This window comes from Paenibacillus sp. FSL R10-2782, assembly GCF_038592985.1.
Taxonomy (GTDB): domain Bacteria; phylum Bacillota; class Bacilli; order Paenibacillales; family Paenibacillaceae; genus Paenibacillus; species Paenibacillus terrae_C.
This window is the reverse complement of the sequence record NZ_CP151951.1, coordinates 2,047,192-2,064,793: the sequence shown is the minus strand read 5'-3', so window position 1 is coordinate 2,064,793 and position 17,602 is coordinate 2,047,192. Positions and strand designations below refer to the sequence as shown.

Annotated in this window: 12 protein-coding genes; 4 read left to right on the top strand and 8 right to left on the bottom strand. The window is 49.6% G+C overall.

Going from position 1 to position 17,602, the window contains the following annotated elements:
- The first annotated feature begins 1 nt into the window (after position 1).
- Positions 2-1,201: an MFS transporter gene (locus NST83_RS09600; RefSeq protein WP_342417437.1), complete on the top strand. Its 1,200-nt coding sequence runs from the start codon at positions 2-4 to the stop codon at positions 1,199-1,201.
- 71 nt (positions 1,202-1,272) lie between these two features.
- On the opposite strand, the gene NST83_RS09595 is transcribed toward NST83_RS09600, so the two are convergent.
- Positions 1,273-2,583: an MFS transporter gene (locus NST83_RS09595; RefSeq protein ID WP_342417436.1), complete on the bottom strand. Its 1,311-nt coding sequence runs from the start codon at positions 2,581-2,583 to the stop codon at positions 1,273-1,275.
- Positions 2,584-2,673: 90 nt separating this feature from the next.
- Entirely contained in the window at positions 2,674-4,389 is a 1,716-nt protein-coding gene (locus NST83_RS09590; RefSeq protein WP_342417435.1) for a methyl-accepting chemotaxis protein, read from the bottom strand.
- 279 nt (positions 4,390-4,668) lie between these two features.
- Here NST83_RS09590 and NST83_RS09585 point away from each other — a divergent pair, with 279 nt between their 5' ends.
- Complete coding sequence (locus tag NST83_RS09585; RefSeq protein ID WP_342417434.1) at positions 4,669-5,619, top strand: serine hydrolase; 951 nt, start codon at positions 4,669-4,671, stop codon at positions 5,617-5,619.
- A 146-nt stretch (positions 5,620-5,765) separates the two neighbouring features.
- Here the strand turns inward: NST83_RS09585 and yicI are convergent, their stop codons facing one another.
- Complete coding sequence (gene yicI, locus NST83_RS09580; protein ID WP_342417433.1) at positions 5,766-8,090, bottom strand: alpha-xylosidase; 2,325 nt, start codon at positions 8,088-8,090, stop codon at positions 5,766-5,768.
- A gap of 187 nt (positions 8,091-8,277) precedes the next feature.
- Between yicI and NST83_RS09575 the strand changes: the two genes are divergently transcribed.
- Complete coding sequence (locus NST83_RS09575; protein WP_342417432.1) at positions 8,278-9,207, top strand: AraC family transcriptional regulator; 930 nt, start codon at positions 8,278-8,280, stop codon at positions 9,205-9,207.
- Between the two features lie 83 nt (positions 9,208-9,290).
- Here NST83_RS09575 and NST83_RS09570 read toward each other — a convergent pair whose 3' ends face one another.
- The 5 genes from NST83_RS09570 to NST83_RS09550 all read right to left on the bottom strand — a co-directional run bounded on the left by NST83_RS09570 (position 9,291) and on the right by NST83_RS09550 (position 16,042).
- Positions 9,291-9,632, bottom strand: a complete 342-nt coding sequence (locus NST83_RS09570; RefSeq protein ID WP_342417431.1) for a darcynin family protein — start codon at positions 9,630-9,632, stop codon at positions 9,291-9,293.
- A gap of 81 nt (positions 9,633-9,713) precedes the next feature.
- Positions 9,714-10,295, bottom strand: coding sequence for a Crp/Fnr family transcriptional regulator (locus NST83_RS09565; protein ID WP_137062627.1), 582 nt, complete (start codon positions 10,293-10,295; stop codon positions 9,714-9,716).
- A gap of 78 nt (positions 10,296-10,373) precedes the next feature.
- Positions 10,374-12,215, bottom strand: coding sequence for an adenine deaminase C-terminal domain-containing protein (locus NST83_RS09560; protein WP_342417430.1), 1,842 nt, complete (start codon positions 12,213-12,215; stop codon positions 10,374-10,376).
- Between the two features lie 108 nt (positions 12,216-12,323).
- Positions 12,324-14,702, bottom strand: a complete 2,379-nt coding sequence (gene helD, locus NST83_RS09555; RefSeq protein WP_342417914.1) for an RNA polymerase recycling motor HelD — start codon at positions 14,700-14,702, stop codon at positions 12,324-12,326.
- A gap of 308 nt (positions 14,703-15,010) precedes the next feature.
- The gene (locus tag NST83_RS09550) at positions 15,011-16,042 is read right to left on the bottom strand and encodes an aromatic acid exporter family protein (RefSeq protein ID WP_170970828.1); all 1,032 of its coding nucleotides are present in this window, start codon (positions 16,040-16,042) and stop codon (positions 15,011-15,013) included.
- A gap of 206 nt (positions 16,043-16,248) precedes the next feature.
- Here NST83_RS09550 and NST83_RS09545 point away from each other — a divergent pair, with 206 nt between their 5' ends.
- Positions 16,249-17,553: an MFS transporter gene (locus tag NST83_RS09545; protein ID WP_342417913.1), complete on the top strand. Its 1,305-nt coding sequence runs from the start codon at positions 16,249-16,251 to the stop codon at positions 17,551-17,553.
- Positions 17,554-17,602 lie beyond the last annotated feature (49 nt).

Here is a 17,602-nt window from a genome sequence, read left to right as displayed (position 1 = left end):
CATGCAACAAGGCAAGCAGCCTCTTTGGACCAAGGAATTTATCGTTTTAACCGTATCTAATCTTTTTTTGTTTCTGGAATTACAGATGATCGTATCTTCCATTCCTGCGTATGTTAAAAATACATTCCACGCCAGCTCCGTTCAGGTCAGCCTCGTCACTACGCTATTCGCATTGAGCGCGATTGTGGCAAGGCTTTTTTCAGCCCGTATGCTGGAAAAAGGGCATCGCAATACCCTGATTTTCATCGGTCTGCTGTTCGGATTAGCGAGTACGCTCGGATACAGCGTTTCACCGACGATCACGGTGTTGCTACTCATGCGTATGCTGTTTGGCATCGGCTTCGGTTTGAGTAGTACCGCCTTTCCAACCATGGCCTCAAATATCATTCCTGCCAAGCGTCTCGGTGAAGGAATGGGGTATTTCAGCTTGTCCACAAGCCTGGCGATGTCGATTGGACCGACCATCGGTATTTCGATGCTGCAATATGGCAGTTTTAATCTGCTTGTATATACGACCTCAGCTGTCATTGTCCTCATTTTCCCGTTGGCCTACTGGCTGATTCGCACCCTGCCGAAAGGACATGTTGAGCCGCCGATGGTTCCTGTGGAAGAAGGACGAAAACCGGCATTTAACCGCAAGCTCTGGATTCCCGCCTTGCTGAACATGCTCATGTCTATTACGTACGGCGGATTGATCGGCTTTATGGCGCTTTACGGAGATGAAGCCAATTTGTCGCACCCGGCCTATTTTTTCCTGTTTAATGCGCTGTCCGTTCTGATCGTACGTCCCTTCTCAGGCCGTATCTATGATAAAAAAGGAGCAAAAGCGCTGCTCATCCCCGGTTCCCTGTTCCTGTTTGGCGGTCTTATCCTGCTTTCCTATGCGCACAGTGATGCCTTCATGTATCTGTCTGCCCTTTGCTATGGCATCGGTTATGGCGTCATGCAGCCGACTTTGCAAACGTGGATGATTCAGGTCGTGTCGCCCAAGCAACGGGGCATGGCAAACGGTATGTTTCTAAACTCCCTTGATTTCGGAATCGCTGCCGGAGCGCTTATTCTTGGTATTATCGCCAAAGCCAGCGATTATGCGTGGATGTATCGCCTTTCCTCGCTGTTTATCGTATTGTTCCTGCTCATCTATATTATTCAGCTTGCTGTAGGTCGCAAGCCCAAAACGCGTGTCCCTGTCGAGGGGTAAAGCATATTTCAAAAAGAGCACCCAACACCATGGCTTCATGGAATCGGGTGCTCTTTGGTTTTATATCGCTCTTATTTGGCCGGGGTTTTGCGTCTCAGCTTGGAAGAAAGCGGCTTTTTCCGGGATACGTCTGTCAGCCCCCCAGTGGTGTTCATATGTTCACCGGATTTTTCGTCTGAGGGTTCATCTTGCTTCGGTTTGACCGCAAACAGCATGAGCAGAGCCGCAATTCCGCCCACTCCGGCCATCACGCCAAAAAGCAAACTATGTCCAGTGCTTCCGATCAGCAAGGATACAACCGGAGGACCTAGTGACACCCCGACAAAGCGCATACTACTGTACAAGCTGGTAATCGTTCCGCGCTCCTCTTTTTCAATCCCTTTCGTAATCAGGGCATCCAAACAAGGCAGTGCTAGTCCAATTCCGGCTCCCCCCAATGTAAACAGTCCGATCACCGCATAAATATGTTGAAAAAATCCAAGAATGCCAAAGCTGATCGTCAACACTGCCAAACCGGAAAAACCGATCCATTTCATCCGTTTTTTGTGCTTGCCGATGATTTTTCCTCCGATATAAGAGCACAGACAGAGAGAAACCAACGGAATCGCCAGCACGAATCCTTTCCAGACCCCATGAAGGTTGTAACGACTTTCCAGTATGTCGGACAAGTAGAACAGGACGCCAAAAATGACAAACATACAAATGCCACCCACCGCGAAAATAGCATATAGCCAGCGTCCTTTTTCGGCAAGCACCTGCTTCACATTTCCTACAAACTCCCGAAACGTGCTCGGTTGGTTCTTACGCTTGGGCGCATGAATCAGCCAAAGCACCAAAATGAGCGAAATCAGACAGAGGCCCGGAATCACTGCCAATGGCAAAAACCAAAGGACTGCGCCGAGTGCCGCACCCAGTATTGGGCTTAGCACTTTACCGAATGTATTATAGGTCTCGACTATACCCAGGTTTTTGCTGGCTTCTTCCTCGTTCTCATACAAATCCCCCACGAGCGGTATGACAATGGGAAAAGCACCCGCCGCTCCGACCCCCTGAAGCAACCGTCCCCCAATAATGGTCCAGTAGGCTGGCTGATCATGAAGCAGCCATGCCCCCACCGCAGAAATTCCCCCGCCAATCACTGTCAGGATCAGGCAGGGTACAATCACCGCCTTGCGACCAAATCGGTCGGAGAGATATCCCGCGATTGGAATCAGTAAAATGGCAACTACCGCATATACCGTAATCAACATGCTAATGCGAAAGGAGCTGACATGCAGCTTACGTCCGATTTCCGGCAAAACAGGAATCAGCATGGAATTGCCTAGCGTCATCATCAGCGGGATGGAACCTAGTGCAAGCAGATTCCCTTTATTTTGTTGCATCCCGTTACCACCTTTGCAAAAGTAATAACATAGCTGTCCAAAATGGTTCAACAAATGTTATTGTGTTTACATTAGTGCGGATTTATACAGCTACACCTTAAATCCTCCAACGCTTGCATTCAGCAATTTCGACATTTCGGCCAGCGTATGAATGGATGACGCGATATCCTCCATGGAAGCAAGCTGCTCCTCAGCCGCTGCGCTGACGCTCTGGGTTCCGCCAGCGGACTGTTCTGCTACTTCACGGATACGCTCCACGGCTCCCACCATTTGCCCCGATCCGGTGGACATCTGTTCCACAGACCGATTTACACTGTGAATCTGTTCGCTGACCTGTTGAATGGAGCTGCCAATCTGGCGAAATGCCGTTTCGACCGATTCCATGATCTTCACACCTGACTGCACTTCAACTGTTCCGGCTTGCATGGTTGATGCGACATGACCAACATGGTCCTGAATATGCTGCACAAATTGTGTAATTTCCGCTGCTGAGACGGATACCTGATCAGACAGCCTTCTTACCTCAGATGCTACGACAGCAAATCCTTTGCCCTGTTCTCCTGCTCTGGCGGCTTCAATTGACGCGTTCAGCGCCAGCATCCCGGTCTGCTTGGCAATGCCGGTAATGACTGAACCGATCATTCCGATCTGTTCAGCCTGTTCACTAAGCAGACGTACAGCACGAGCAGAGCTGTCTACACTTTCGCTTACCTTTTCCATCTGTCTCATCGCTTGACCGATGGATTGCTCTCCTGCTACTGCGTCCTTAGCAGCCGAATCCGACAGCTTGTACACCTGCTGGCTCGTCACCGCAATATGCTCCAGTCCATGAGCAAGCTCTTTTACTGCATCTGTGGCCTGTGTGATGTCATCGACCTGATGCTCCATGCCAGTCGCTAGCTCTTCCATCACACCGGAAGTATGACGATTGGCCTGATTCATTTCTTCAGCGCTCAGGCTTACCCGCTCGGCAGTCACAGTTAAGGTACGCGCCGTGTCCTGGGCATCTACAATAATATTGCGAAAGCCCGCGATCAGCTTATTGTACGAGCTGGCAATCATGCCAATCTCGTCCCTGGACGTAATATCGAGTTGACTACGTAAATCTCCGCCGCCCGCTGACATCTCCAGCAACTGTTCATTCATATGGTACAACGGCCGGATGGAGCGAATCAAAATGATCGATTGTGCAATACTGTAAATGATAATAAGACAGCCCAGAATGCTCGTAATCCAGATCGTGTTGGTCATGGTTTGGTGGGCTTGTTGTACTTTCGCCGCTACCATGTCCTCCTGAGATTTAACGAACGCCATCATTTTCACATCAAGCTGTTTCCGTTGAACCCGTTCATTTTCATAGGTATCGAGTAAATCCGAAAACGGTGGGAACATATCGCTCGTACTCCGGTAACCCGCTGTATTCAGTAATCCATGAACGCGGTTGAAATAGGAGTTGATTCCCATTTTCAATTCATCCATCGTTTTCTTCGTATCTCCTGCATTCAGATCGAGCAAAGCTTCCGTTTGCTGAAGCAGCTTCACAATTTCGCTCTGCTTGCTTTCAATCCCTTTTCCATATTGTTCATCCCGAGTTAGCAAGTATCCTCGCTCGTCATTAGATATCCCGTTTAATAAAAACTGAAGAGACTTTGAATTATATACAATGGTCTCTTCACGATTCACAACATCCTTGTATTTATTCTCATTTTGTACGCTCAGAATGTAGTTTGTCAGCAGCATAGCTGCAATTACACCTGGAATAAGCAGCGCACTAAGAATCATTTTAGCCTTAATCGTTAAATTCATGAATCGGTCCCCCAGTTATGTCTGAATATAATGTCAACTTACTATATATCGTTTAATTCGCTGAAGTTTTTGAACGAAACAAGAAAAGTGTATAGTTTTTTCAATGTAATTGTGACAATGTGGTGAATTAATATGTTCTTTTCTGAAATAAAAACAAAAAAAGTAACGCCATCCTTATATTCATCTCTTATTAGATGATCATGAGATTTGTCAGATTGGTGATCTTTAAAAATGATATACTATTTATTTATGTACTTTAAATGTCAAGGAGGGACTTACTTGAGCAGTCTGGAACTTACACCGCTTGTTTGCGGGCTGACCGAGCTGGAAATCCGTAGCTGCCTGATCTTCCAGCATGGGAGCATGGCGCTGGAATACTACCGTGAACCTCAATTTGCGAATGAACGCTATAAAATAAATTCCTGCACCAAAAGCGTGCTTGCCGCATTAGTCAGCATCGCCATGGATCAGCAAATCGTACCGCAACCAGACACACCGATCCTCGAATTTTTTCCCCAGATTGCCAAGGACAGTGATATACGAAAGCGTGATATTACGATTGAACATCTGTTAACGATGTCCGCGGGCTTTAGCTGGACTGAATTTGGCGGGCAAAATTCATTTCCGACGATGAGCAAAACATCAGACTGGGTGCAATTTGTGCTGTCGCAGCCACTCGCTGATGTACCAGGTACCCGAATGGAGTACAACTCCGGCTGTTCTCAGCTTCTGGCTACCATTTTGCGTCAAGCTTCTGGACAAGCGGTAGCTGAATTTGCCGAGCAGCAGTTATTCCAACCGCTGGGTATTGAAAGCTACCACTGGGAAACCGATCCTCACGGCACTCATACGGGTGGCTTTGGGCTGCATCTCAAACCCATGGACATGCTCCAATTTGGCCTGCTTTACCTAAACGAAGGAAGCCGGGAAGGCCGTCAGTTCATCCAGGCAGAGACAATCCGGCAGTCCACTCGTGCGCTCCTTCCTACGGCCAAACCCCAAAAAGCCTTTTACGGCTGGCACTGGTGGGCTTCTTCCTTTTCAGACGAAACGGAGAAAAGCACTGAAACGGATTATTATTACGCGCTCGGCTTTGGCGGTCAATACATTGTTGTCGTCCCGTCTTATGACATAGTGGTTATTGTTACTGCTGACAAGTTCAAAAAGAAGCGGACTCCTGTGGACATATTCAGGCAGTTCATCGTACCGATGCTTGTTCAGCAAGGGTAAACAAAAATTGAAACCTACGTTGAAAATTTCCATTACGACTCCAAAGCAAAAAAGGGCCTGCCCGTTTTGATCAGGCAAGCCCCTTTTTGCAATACATTGCTACACTATAGAATGACGAATTTTACTTGTGAGCGAGTGTACATGATCTATCCCAAGTGAATGACAAGCTCCTGCTGTCCGCTTGAGGCTGGTGTAATGATCACACCCTGCTCTCCCGTTTGAATGCTGCCATCCTCGACCTGAATAGCCTCGTGAATACCCCGCAGAACCAGTGACCATGGTTTAACCGCACCCTCTGCCTTCACCGTAATCACAGCAGCCTTGCGACTGGCAGTAACGGTTAGCTCTTCTTCACCAGAAGTATTCACGATAACCGTCCGAGCCTGCTGCCCTTCACCCAGCTCGAACAAGTGAAAAGCCACTTGTTCTGCATAATCATAATCCGGACGGCTGTCCTCATGACCGATCGCCAGCAGCGTGTTCGGCTTCACCAGCACGGGCAGGGTTGTAAAATCGTGATGCTCGTTAACCCAGCGACCACCCGACACGGTTTCATTCGTCAACAGATTCGTCCACTGGCCCTCCGGTACGTAATACTGTACGTTGCCTTCCTTATTAAAGATCGGGGCCACCAAAATGGAATCGCCCAGCATGTATTGCAGATCCAGCGTTGCACAGCTCGGGTCTTGCGGGAATTCCAGCACCATAGCCCGCATCATCGGCAGACCCTTCACCGAGGATTCCACAGCGGACGGATACAGATACGGCATTAATGAACATTTGAGCTTCGTAAAGCTACGTACCACATCCACCGATTCTTCATCGAACAGCCAAGGCACACGGTATGATTCATTTCCGTGCAGACGACTGTGGGAGGACAATAGTCCAAATTGTACCCACCGTTTGTACACGTCCGGCGCAGCCGTTAATTCAAAGCCGCTAATATCATGGCTCCAGAAGCCAAAGCCGCTCAAGCCAAGCGATAAGCCGCCCCGCAGTGATTCCGCCATCGACTCATATGTCGATGAGCAGTCACCGCCCCAGTGAACCGGGAACTGCTGTCCCCCCGCCGTAGCGGAACGTGCGAATAACGCCGCTTCATTTTTACCCAGTTTTTCCTCCAGCACGTCAAATACAGCCTTGTTGTACAAATGCGTGTAATAATTGTGCATTTTCACCGGATCAGAGCCGTCATGATACACCACATTCGTAGGAATCCGCTCGCCAAAATCAGTTTTAAAACAATCCACACCTTGATCCACCAGCACCTTCAGCTTATCCTGATACCAGGCCACCGCAGCTGGATTGGTAAAGTCAACCAGCCCCATACCCGCCTGCCACATATCCCATTGCCACACGCCGCCATCGGCGGTTTTGACCAGATACCCGTTCTCCATGCCTTCATCGAACAAAATGGATTTTTCCGCAATATACGGGTTAATCCATGCGCAAATTTTGAGTCCCTTCGCTTTCAAACGCTGTAGCATACCTTCCGGATCCGGGAACATATCTTGATCCCATTGGAAATCGCACCATTGGTATTCCTTCATCCAGAAGCAGTCAAAATGGAATACAGAGAGCGGCAAATCACGCTCAGCCATCCCGTCCACAAAATGATTCACCGTCGCTTCATCATAATCGGTCGTAAACGAGGTCGTCAGCCACAAACCAAAGGTCCAGGCTGGTGGTAACGCGGGCTTGCCCGTCAGCTTGGTGTAATTGTCCAGCACTTCTTTAGGGTTAGCTCCGCCAATTATAAAATACTCTAACGATTCGCCGGAGACGCTAAACTGCACCTTCGAGACATTTTCCGATGCAATTTCATACGATACCTTTTCCGGATGATTGACAAACACACCATACCCTTTATTAGAAAGGTAAAATGGAATGTTTTTGTACGCCTGCTCACTGCTCGTGCCGCCGTCCTCATTCCAGATATCGACCACCTGCCCATTTTTCACAAATGGAGTGAAGCGTTCCCCGAGGCCGTATATGTACTCCCCGATTCCCAACTCCAGCTGCTCCCGGAAAAAAGGCTGAGCCTGCGGGTCTGTAATGTATCCTGGCCCACGATGTCCGCTACCCGTGATTTTACGATCCTCCACATAAAAACCTACGTCCCAGCTCTTTCCACGGCCGACGCGCACACTCAGATTGCCGCTTTTCAGAACCGCTGTGTCCTCACCTACCGTAATATCCACCTCTGTTGGCAAGGTGCGAATTTCAAAATCCGGTCCATGATGCACCCGCCCCTTGTGGTGGTTAAAGCGTACCCGAATGACATTCGGCATCGGCGAGCTATAGGTCGCTTTCAGCAACGCCCCGTTCAGGGTGTCTCCTTTATGCTCAATCCGGTGGGTCGCCGCATATACCGTCATGGAAGCATCTTCCGTCACAATATCACGGATTTCGGCAGGGTTTTGGATCTCATAGCCTTTGCGGATCATCCAATAGCCATCTGTAAATTTCATCTGTTTATTTCCTCCGTTTCGATCTATATATTGTTGAACCCAGATAAAATCACTGGTTGGATTTTTTCGAAATCCTTACTATAATAATATTGATTTATGTAAGGGTTTACTTCTTTTATTTTGACGTATTGTATCAATATTTTGATATTTTCTATACAAAACAAAAATCAGGAGGGGAGCGGGTGAAATGAATCGGGAAATGTTGCGGGAAAACCGCATTCATGGTAACCCTATGTATCCGGTCAGCGTGTATCCGAGCGTAGAGCAGTTGAACGGAAACAGCGTGCTGGAGTCTCATTGGCATGAGGAAATGGAGTTTATCGTCGTGGAGCAGGGTAGCGCCGTCTTTCAGACGGATATGGAATACACCGAGGTCAGTGAAGGTGAGGCTCTTTTTGTCAACAGCGGAGAGCTTCACGCCGGATATTTAAAAAATGCTCCAAGCTGCGTATTCTCTGCTGTGGTGTTTCATCCCGATCTGCTGCACAGCCGGACACAGGATACGGTGCAGGAGCAGTTTATCGACCCCTTTATCAGCAAAAAGCTCGTCGTTCCCCCTCACATTCGCGGGGTCCTGCCCTGGGAACAGGAGGTGCTGACCTCGCTACGCCGCATCATTACCAGCCATGAGCAGAATGCACCTGCCCGTGAGCTGGCAACCAAGGCACAGCTCTATGGCATCATCGCCAGCATGTATCCTCATATGACCCCAGCTAACGGAGAGGATGTGATTATGGCAGGTCAACGCAGCAAGGTCGAACGGATCAAAAAAGCGCTGGCGTATATCAACAATCATGCTCATGAGCCCATTCGTTTGCGGGATATCGCGGATGAGATTCGTATGAGTGAGGGACACTTTTGCCGTTTCTTCAAGCAAATGGTGCAAAAAAGCCCGGTCGAATACATCAATTACCACCGGGTTCAGAAGGCTTGCAGACTGCTGGAGCAAAGTGACCGCAAAGTGGTCGATATTGCGCTGGAGGTTGGCTTTGACAATCTGAGTTATTTTATCGCAACCTTTAAAAAATGGAACGGCATGCCCCCTTCACAATATCGCAAGCAGCACGAAGCCGAGCAGATGCTTACAGCAGCCCCCTTGGTCACAGATATAAGCTGAATGATGGCAAAAAGAAAAAGGCGAATTCCTAAGCTGAATATGAACAGCTCAAGAATCCGCCTTCTTTTGCATGGGTATCCATGTTATTTTTCCATCTGTAGTATTTCTGACTCATAGGACTGAAATGCATTTTCCATGCCCATGACCACATCTTTTATCTTCATATACCCCTTGGTGTATGGCTCCGAGTCGCGAATTTCTTCCCACATATAATGATACTGTCTCATATCCTCCGTTTCGCATACGACGAAATCAGTGTAATCCTTGCCGGGAAGCGCCTCTGCATCAAAAAAGCGAACTTGAACATGCTCGCTATATTTTTGAATGCTCTCCTGCAAGGACCCCGCATGTTTTCGACGCTCTTCCCGAGGCAAAGCCAGCCAGGAAGGATAAAATTCCAACAATACAATCATCATATACCGCATATGCCTATCCCCTTTTTTATAAAGCTCGAATGGACTAACGTTATTGTATGCTGCTTGTCCTCCAAGCTGCATTAACCTATGTTAATGCGGATCGCTGCGGAGCAATCGGCTAAGCGAAACGGGGGATACACCGATGTACGAAGCGATATGATACTGGGCAATTCGTTTATCCAATCCGGGATACTTGAGCAGAAAGGCTTGGTAACGTTCCTTGGCGGAAAGATACAGTAATTCGCGTTCCCGTTCCTCTTTTCGAATGTATAGTCTCTCTACACTCTTGCGTACGAATCTTTCCCACATATGGCTTGTATCCATAAGCTCCTTCAGTACGTCATAGGGGATTTCAATGACTATCGAATCCTCCATAGCCTCAATGGTAAAGGTCGACGGCTCTCCTTGGACCATAGCTCCGTAAGAGGTTACGTAATCATCTGCTGGCGAAAAGCCAACATTATACTCCCTGCCATCTGCTAAAGTGTAGAATAAACGGAATAATCCCTCTGAGCAAAAATAGGCATGATTCACGGGTTCACCCGTTTCGATCAGATACGTTCCCTGTTGCACATGCTTCACATGGGTTCGTTCTACAAATCTGTTCCAATCCTGCTCTATAATCGAGGCCTGATAAACCATCTGCTCTAATGAACGATAATACTGATGCATATGCTCATTGCTCCCCGTATTCCTGCTTGGAAGGAAAATTTTTGATATTAAATGCAGTAAACAGGGGCTATTAGCCTATCAGGCTTCCGCAGTATCCTCTTCCACGAAGAGCGATACCTTGCGGATACCGTCTGCTCCGATCACAACAAGTCCCTGATCCGACAGGCGGATTTCAGGGATAACGACCAGCGCCAGCAGCGACAATGTCATCAGCGCGTTGTTCAGCACACAGCCGGATTGCTGAAGTGCCCGGCTGATGCTCTCGGACTGCGCAGCCACCTCTGCAAACGGCGCAGGAGACATCAGCCCGGCGATAGGCAGCGGGAAGCGTGTTTCGCCCGAGGCGGACACGACCACCACGCCGCCGCGCATAGCCACGGCCTGCTTCGCCGCCTGGATCATCAACTCGTCATCGTTGCCAATGACGAGCAGGTTGTGGCTGTCATGCGCCACGGTCATGGCAATGGCGGCTGGCTCGGTGAAACCGACGCCCGTCACGAGTGCCACCGCGTGGCTGCCACTGGCATGATGCCGCTCGAAGACGGCTATTTTGCACAGATCCTGCGCGGGATCTGCCGTGACCTCACCACCCCGGACCGGAACGGTCATCCGCACTTCCTTCGTGTCCACATGATTTTCCGTGACACGAATGACACGTACAGGCACGTCTCCCTCCTGTACGGGAGCCGCAATGCGGAAATCCGCAGCACTCAGGTCGCGTCCCAGACGGACCGTGTCCATCACTTCCGCCGGATAAGCGAAGCCATCCCAATCGGCGACCATTTGGCCGTGCTCGGCAACCAGTTGACCCGCCGCAATTGTAGCGGTCACGTTCACTTCGGCCAGACGGCCATCGAGCAAAATAATATCGGCAATCGCCCCCGGAATGATCGAGCCGATATCCCGCGCTACGCCGAAGCGCTCTGCCGTATTCAGCGTAGCCATCTGAAACGCGGTCACGGGCTTGACGCCCTGCGCAATAGCATGACGGACGACGAAGTCCATCTGACCCTCATGGAGCAAGGATTCCGCACTGCGGTCATCCGTCACCAGCATCATGCGGCGCGTGTCGAGACCCATTTCCGTGCTGGCACGGATGGTCTCGGCCACATCATGCCATGCGGAGCCCTGCCGCATTTTGGCATACATGCCGAGCCGGATACGCTCGGCTACATCCTCGGGCGTGACACATTCGTGATCGCCCGTAATCCCTGCGGCTGCATATACCGGCAGCCGCCAATCGTCGGAGGCCCATGTAAAATGGCCGTCCGCCACCTTGCCCGCGCGCAGCGTGGCCTGAATTTCCCCGATCATCACATCGTCTCCATAGACGACGCCCGGGAAATTCATGACTTCGCCCAGCCCGATCATATCCGGGCCCCAGCTTAAGGCTTCCTCAACTTCCGCAGGGCCGAAGGAGGCCCCTGTCGTTTCCAGTTCCGGCCCTGTGGACGGAACACAAGAAGCCACCTGCAAGTAAGCAGCCAGCGGTGTCGTACGTGCTTCATCAAGCATCAGGCGAAGCCCTTTCAGACCGAGCACATTGGAAATTTCATGCGGGTCAAAAAAACCTCCCGTCACGCCTAGCGGCAGCACTGCTTTTGCAAACTCCGTTACGGTAAGCTGCGTGCTTTCGATGTGGCAATGTCCGTCCAGTAATCCCGGTGCCATATAGCGGCCTTCCGCTTCGATGATTACTGTGTCTTCTCCGATGGTATGGCTAACGTCCCGACCGACGTATGCGATACGGGAGCCCTGCACAGCAATAGACATTCCCGGTAATAATTCGCCCGATACCACATTGACCAGCGTTCCTCCGCGGATAACCAGCGATGCCTTGCGCTCCCCTCTGGCTGTAGCTACCAGCTCGGGTACACAGTCCGCCAGCGGCGGGCGTTGAAATACACTCTTCATGTTCATTACGTTTTGTAACCTCCGTTTATGCTTCTTGCCTGTTTTGCTTCAGGATTTTTGCAAAATCCTCACTTATTTGCTTATGTTACTGGAATACACACCATTATGCCAATCTTACATAACTGGATCACTTTCTTCCACCTTATAGGTATACGTATCCGATTCCTGCGAACTCACGAACGGTGTAATTTCGCCTATCGTATAGATGTGCAGCAAATGCATAGCCCGTGTACAGGCAGTGTAGAACAGCTTGCGCTCACTTTCACGCTGATATTGCTCCGCTGATCCGTCATAGATCAGGACCGCATCAAATTCTACGCCTTTCGCCAGGTAAGCCGGAATGATATGGACTCCCTTTTCAAAAGCCGGAGTTGTCTTCTTGATCAGCCTTGGCTTCACAGGCAACTGCCCTTCGAGCGCTTCGAAAGCCGCTGCACTTTCTCCAGCATTTTTGCAGATTACTGCCACGGATTCATAGCCTTCTGCCAGCAATTCCGTGATGTTCCCGACGATCAGACGGTGCAGCGTTTCATGCGAATGTACCTCCGTAACACGAGGCTTCTCACCCTTGCGGTTAAACGGTACAATATGCTCGCCCCCGGCCACCATCCCCCGGGTAAACTCCACAATTTCCTGTGTCGAGCGGTAGCTGCGTGTCAGGGAAATCATCTCGGTCTGTTCCGCTCCATACAGCTCATAGAGAGGCTCCGCATCCTGAAGCACAGAAGCATGCGCATAGATCGCCTGATTAAAATCGCCCAGCGCGGTCATTTTAGCCTGTGGAAACAAGCGTTTGAAAAAAGCCAATTGGAAGGGTGAATAGTCCTGTGCTTCATCAATAAACACATGACGGATATGGCTATTGGAACGGAAGCCCAACATCAGCTCACGCAGATATAAAAAGGGGGTCACGTCCTCATACGCCAGTTCCCCGGCCTGCATCCGTTCCAGCGTTTGACGGCTGATTTCGCTCCAGCTATCCGGCAGCTCGGCGTGATCGGCCAGTTGGCTCAGGAGCGTCTCATTCTGAAACAGCTCACCGTATAAGCGGGTCGTGTCCACAAAACGAAGCGCTTTGATCCATTTACGCAAAGGCTTCAAGCGATCACTGACCACCATTCGCGCCAATATTTCACGTTCACGTGTAAAATCGTCGAAGGTATGGCCCTTATTCTTGGATTTACGCCGCATGCGATTATAAGCACGCTGGTAATCCTCCGGCTCCATCAGATCCATCTGCTGATCCACCCATGGAGCGGAGCATTCCTCCTTACCGAAACGGGCCAGCTCCTTGAGCATCCAGTCTCTCAGCAGCTCCAGCCGATTCGCCAGCCGAACCGAAGCATCAAACCCATAAAACTTATGCACCATTTCCTCCAATGGAACCACCTCGCGCCCTTGAAACCGGATCGGTTTAAAACGCATACCCTCCTGCTCCAAATACGCCTTATATCCGGTAATGGCTTGCAAAAACGTCTTGGAAGACTTAAAGCGGATGCCTTCCATTCTGGCCTCATACCCCGGCTGTGAAGATGCCGACAATACATATTCCAGCTGCTCAAAAGGGTCTTCCAATTGAAACTCCCGGCCCAGCCGACGCTCCAAATACTCCTGAAGCGTTGCCTGGAGCATGTTTTCTTCACCTAATTCTGGCAGTACCGTTGAAACATAGCTGTTAAACATCGGATTGGGCGAAAATAGCACTACCTGATCCGCGCGTAAGCGGTCACGGTACTTATACAGCAAATAGGCTACTCTCTGGAGCGCAGCAGAGGTTTTGCCACTTCCCGCCGCCCCCTGTACGATAAGCATACGGCTTCGATCATCACGAATGATGCGATTCTGCTCCTTTTGGATGGTTGCCACGATACTTTTCATCTGAGCATCCGAGCTGCGACTCAGCACCGCCTGGAGCAGCTCGTCTCCAATCGTTACCCCTGTATCGAACATAAAACGAATCTGTCCACCGCGGATCGAGAATTGGCGCTTGAGCGTCAGTTCTCCTTTCATTTCCCCTGCTGGAGACTTATAGGAAGCGGGACCCGGCATATGATCGTAATACAGATTGGAAATAGGCGCACGCCAGTCATAGACCAGAAATTCCTCGTCCTGATGATCCAGCAGGGAGGCGATCCCCAGATAAACACGCTCTGCGGGCTGTCCTTCCTCAGCAAAATCAATACGTGCAAAATACGGTGATTCCAGCAGCTTTTTCAGACGGCCCAGTGCCTCAGTGGAATGCTTGTGCCTGCGCTCCCTTTCCGACAAAATTTCGGATTGCTGACGCAAGCTGGTGGAGGTCTCGCCCACATCATCCGCCTCGCTGAAATTGATCGTTACCTCATCCCAAAAATCTTTACGCATATCTACGACATCTCCACGTACAGAGCCAACCTCCGTCTCCAGCTTCCGAATACGCCCGCTAATGACAGCAGTCACATCCTCTACTCTCCGTTGTTCCTCGTTCCATTGCTGCTCAGTAGTCACTGACATCACTCCTGTTCCGTTTCCTCCTGCTCCACCGCAGGGCTAAACTATGCTCTATTATGGACCTGGGTATACCCATGGCATCCCTCTGATCCGGGAAAATTGACTTACACTTTGAAACATGCTATAATGTAATAAGAAGTGTAATTAACGACTTTAAATTCATGGTTTTACCATAAACATAGCATCCTCTATTGTAGCAAGTTCAACCCCTGTTCGCAACCAGCGGGCTTTTTTTATGTTTTCATATACGCAAAAAGCGGTCGTCCATCTGTAAGATGAACACGGCCGCTTTTTGCTTTTTCATATATTCGCTACTTGCTCTCTTCCACAGGATGAATATGTTCCGCCAGTCTGCTCAACCGCTCCAGTTGATGACCATAGTCATACATCGCAGCAGCCACAATCGAGAGTCTCAGCATCCCCTCCTGACAGTGGTCAAAACGGGTAATCGCATGCTTCATAAACTCACCGTTCGCATGCTGGAACATTTCGCTTTCGTCCTCGTTCGGTTTCAGCTTATCTTCAAACTTCAGCAGCGCATGTTCATGGAACCGAATCAGCAGTTCCAGATGACCATCAAAAAACGCATCCGTTCCCTTCGGTCGCACAGACTGGAAGTAGTGCCTTTCCACCGCATCCAGTACCTCATACCCTTTATGCAAACTTCCGAGCATTTGCTTGTATACCACCATCTGTCTCGTCTGACTGAACCGAGAGCGCTTGAGCTTCTTCTGCTCTTCCTCGAACAAATGATATTTATCCGATAGCGATTTTATGGCTCCCTCCAGATTACCTTTTTCCTCTTTAAAGACAGACTCTTTAATCTCATCGGAAATGGCGGTGCGCAGCAGCAAGGACATACTGTTAAATACACTTTGAATCTGATTGATAAACTGTCTTTTCGGTTTCGGAGGAAACACCGTAATATTAATAACAAAAGCAGAAACAATCCCTATTAAAGTAAGCACAAAACGGGTCACGGCAAATTTCCAGTCATCCGAGGCTTCCATGACAGAAACAACGGTTACCAGTGTTAATCCTACCGTATCTGCCATATTTATTTTCAGACATATCATTAGTACCAGTACACATACTAATCCGACCGCAATCGGTTCATTTGAAAATACCATTCCGCCCAGCAACGCCATGATTGCACCTAATGTGCTTGTTTGGAGCTGATCCAGAAAATAACGCCACGACCTGTATATTGACGGTTGCATGGCAAAAATAGCGGCTATCGCTGCCCCCACAGGCGAATGGGTATTCAAAAGCATGCTCAGAAAAAGGGCGAGCGTCACTGCGATCCCCGTTTTTAACACCCGTGCTCCAAAAGCCAAAGCCATCCCTCCTGCTTACCCTTCTAATTTATTCATACCGAATTACTATAATGAAATTTCATTGTAAAGTCCATGCTTTATTATTACCCAAAAAAAATCGGAGACAAGAAATATTTATGAAATGCACAGATCCTGCTAGAATATATATCAATACAATTTACTGATCTGCATCAACGTCACAGGAGGATCGCATCGTGCCATGGATTAACAAAATGTTAGACGAGCCTCGAAAGTGGCCGCGTAATATCCGATTATTTTTTATCGCCAATCTGCTGTACCAGATGGGTACGGGAATGTTTTCCGTTCTGTATAACCTGTATATCCAGGGGCTTGGCTTTGGGGATGACATGAATGGCCGAGTGGTGAGCATGCAAGCACTGGCTACAGCCTTGCTGTTTATTCCGGTCGGTTTTTTGGGGGATCGGAGGAGCCGCAAACACATGCTGGTCATCGGTGCGTTATTCAGCGGTGTTGCCTTTCTCATCCGTACCTTTACAGATACCAGCAGCAGTATGCTGGTTTTCGCCGTCGTTTCGGGCGTATTCGCCGCCTTTATTCAGGTGCTGGCTGTACCCTTTTTAGCGGAAAGCATCAGCAAAGCCCAACGCTTGAAAATATTCAGCTATTACTCGGCTCTTGTACTCGCAGCACAGGTCATGGGGAGCTTTGGCGGGGGTGTGCTTGCAGATGGGCTGCAAACGTGGGGGATCACACAGCTCTCCAGTCTGCGGGTTGCTCTGTTCCTCGGGGGAACGGCAACATTAACCGCTTTTATACCATTATTGTTCATGACAAAAGCAACTCACGTCGAAGAAGAAGCGGCCGTTGCGAAATCGACACCTGAACCGGTATCAGCGAATACGGCGGAATCCACGTCCGCTTTACCAGTATCACCTGCTCCTGCTGCTTCTTCGGATACCCGGGTCATCGGACAATTTGTGCTTGCCCAGTTTTTTCTCGGGTTGGGCTCAGGTCTGGTCATCCCGTATCTCAATTTGTATTTTACGAACCGCTTTTCCGTATCGCTCAGTGCGATGAGCTTGCTGATTGCTCTCGGTCAGCTGATGACGATCCTCTCCATGCTGATCGGACCTACACTTAGCAGCCGAATCGGACTGGTCAAGGCTGTCGTTGGCTTCCAATTGCTCTCGCTCCCGTTTCTCCTGATTACCGGCTTCACGAATGTCCTCTGGATTGCTTCCATCAGCTTTCTGTTCAGGCAAGCGTTGATGAATGCCGCCAATCCGCTGCAAACCGCCATTCTGGTGGAACGTGTATCGGATAAAAACCGGGGTATTGCCAACTCGGTTCTCCAGACGACCTGGATGCTAGGAACCGCAGGCATGGGACCTGTACAAGCCTATCTGATTACGACCTACGGCAATTACTGGGGCTATGCCATCACGTTCAGCATGACAGGTGTGCTTTATATTTTGTCCTCCCTCGTCTACTATTGGATGTTCCGAGAAAACCGCCCGTCCGCGGGTCAGCTTTTACAAAACCCGGCAAGCCCGTAAACAAAATCATGGCACAATAAAAGCCGGAGCCTCCAAGCGGACTCCCTTG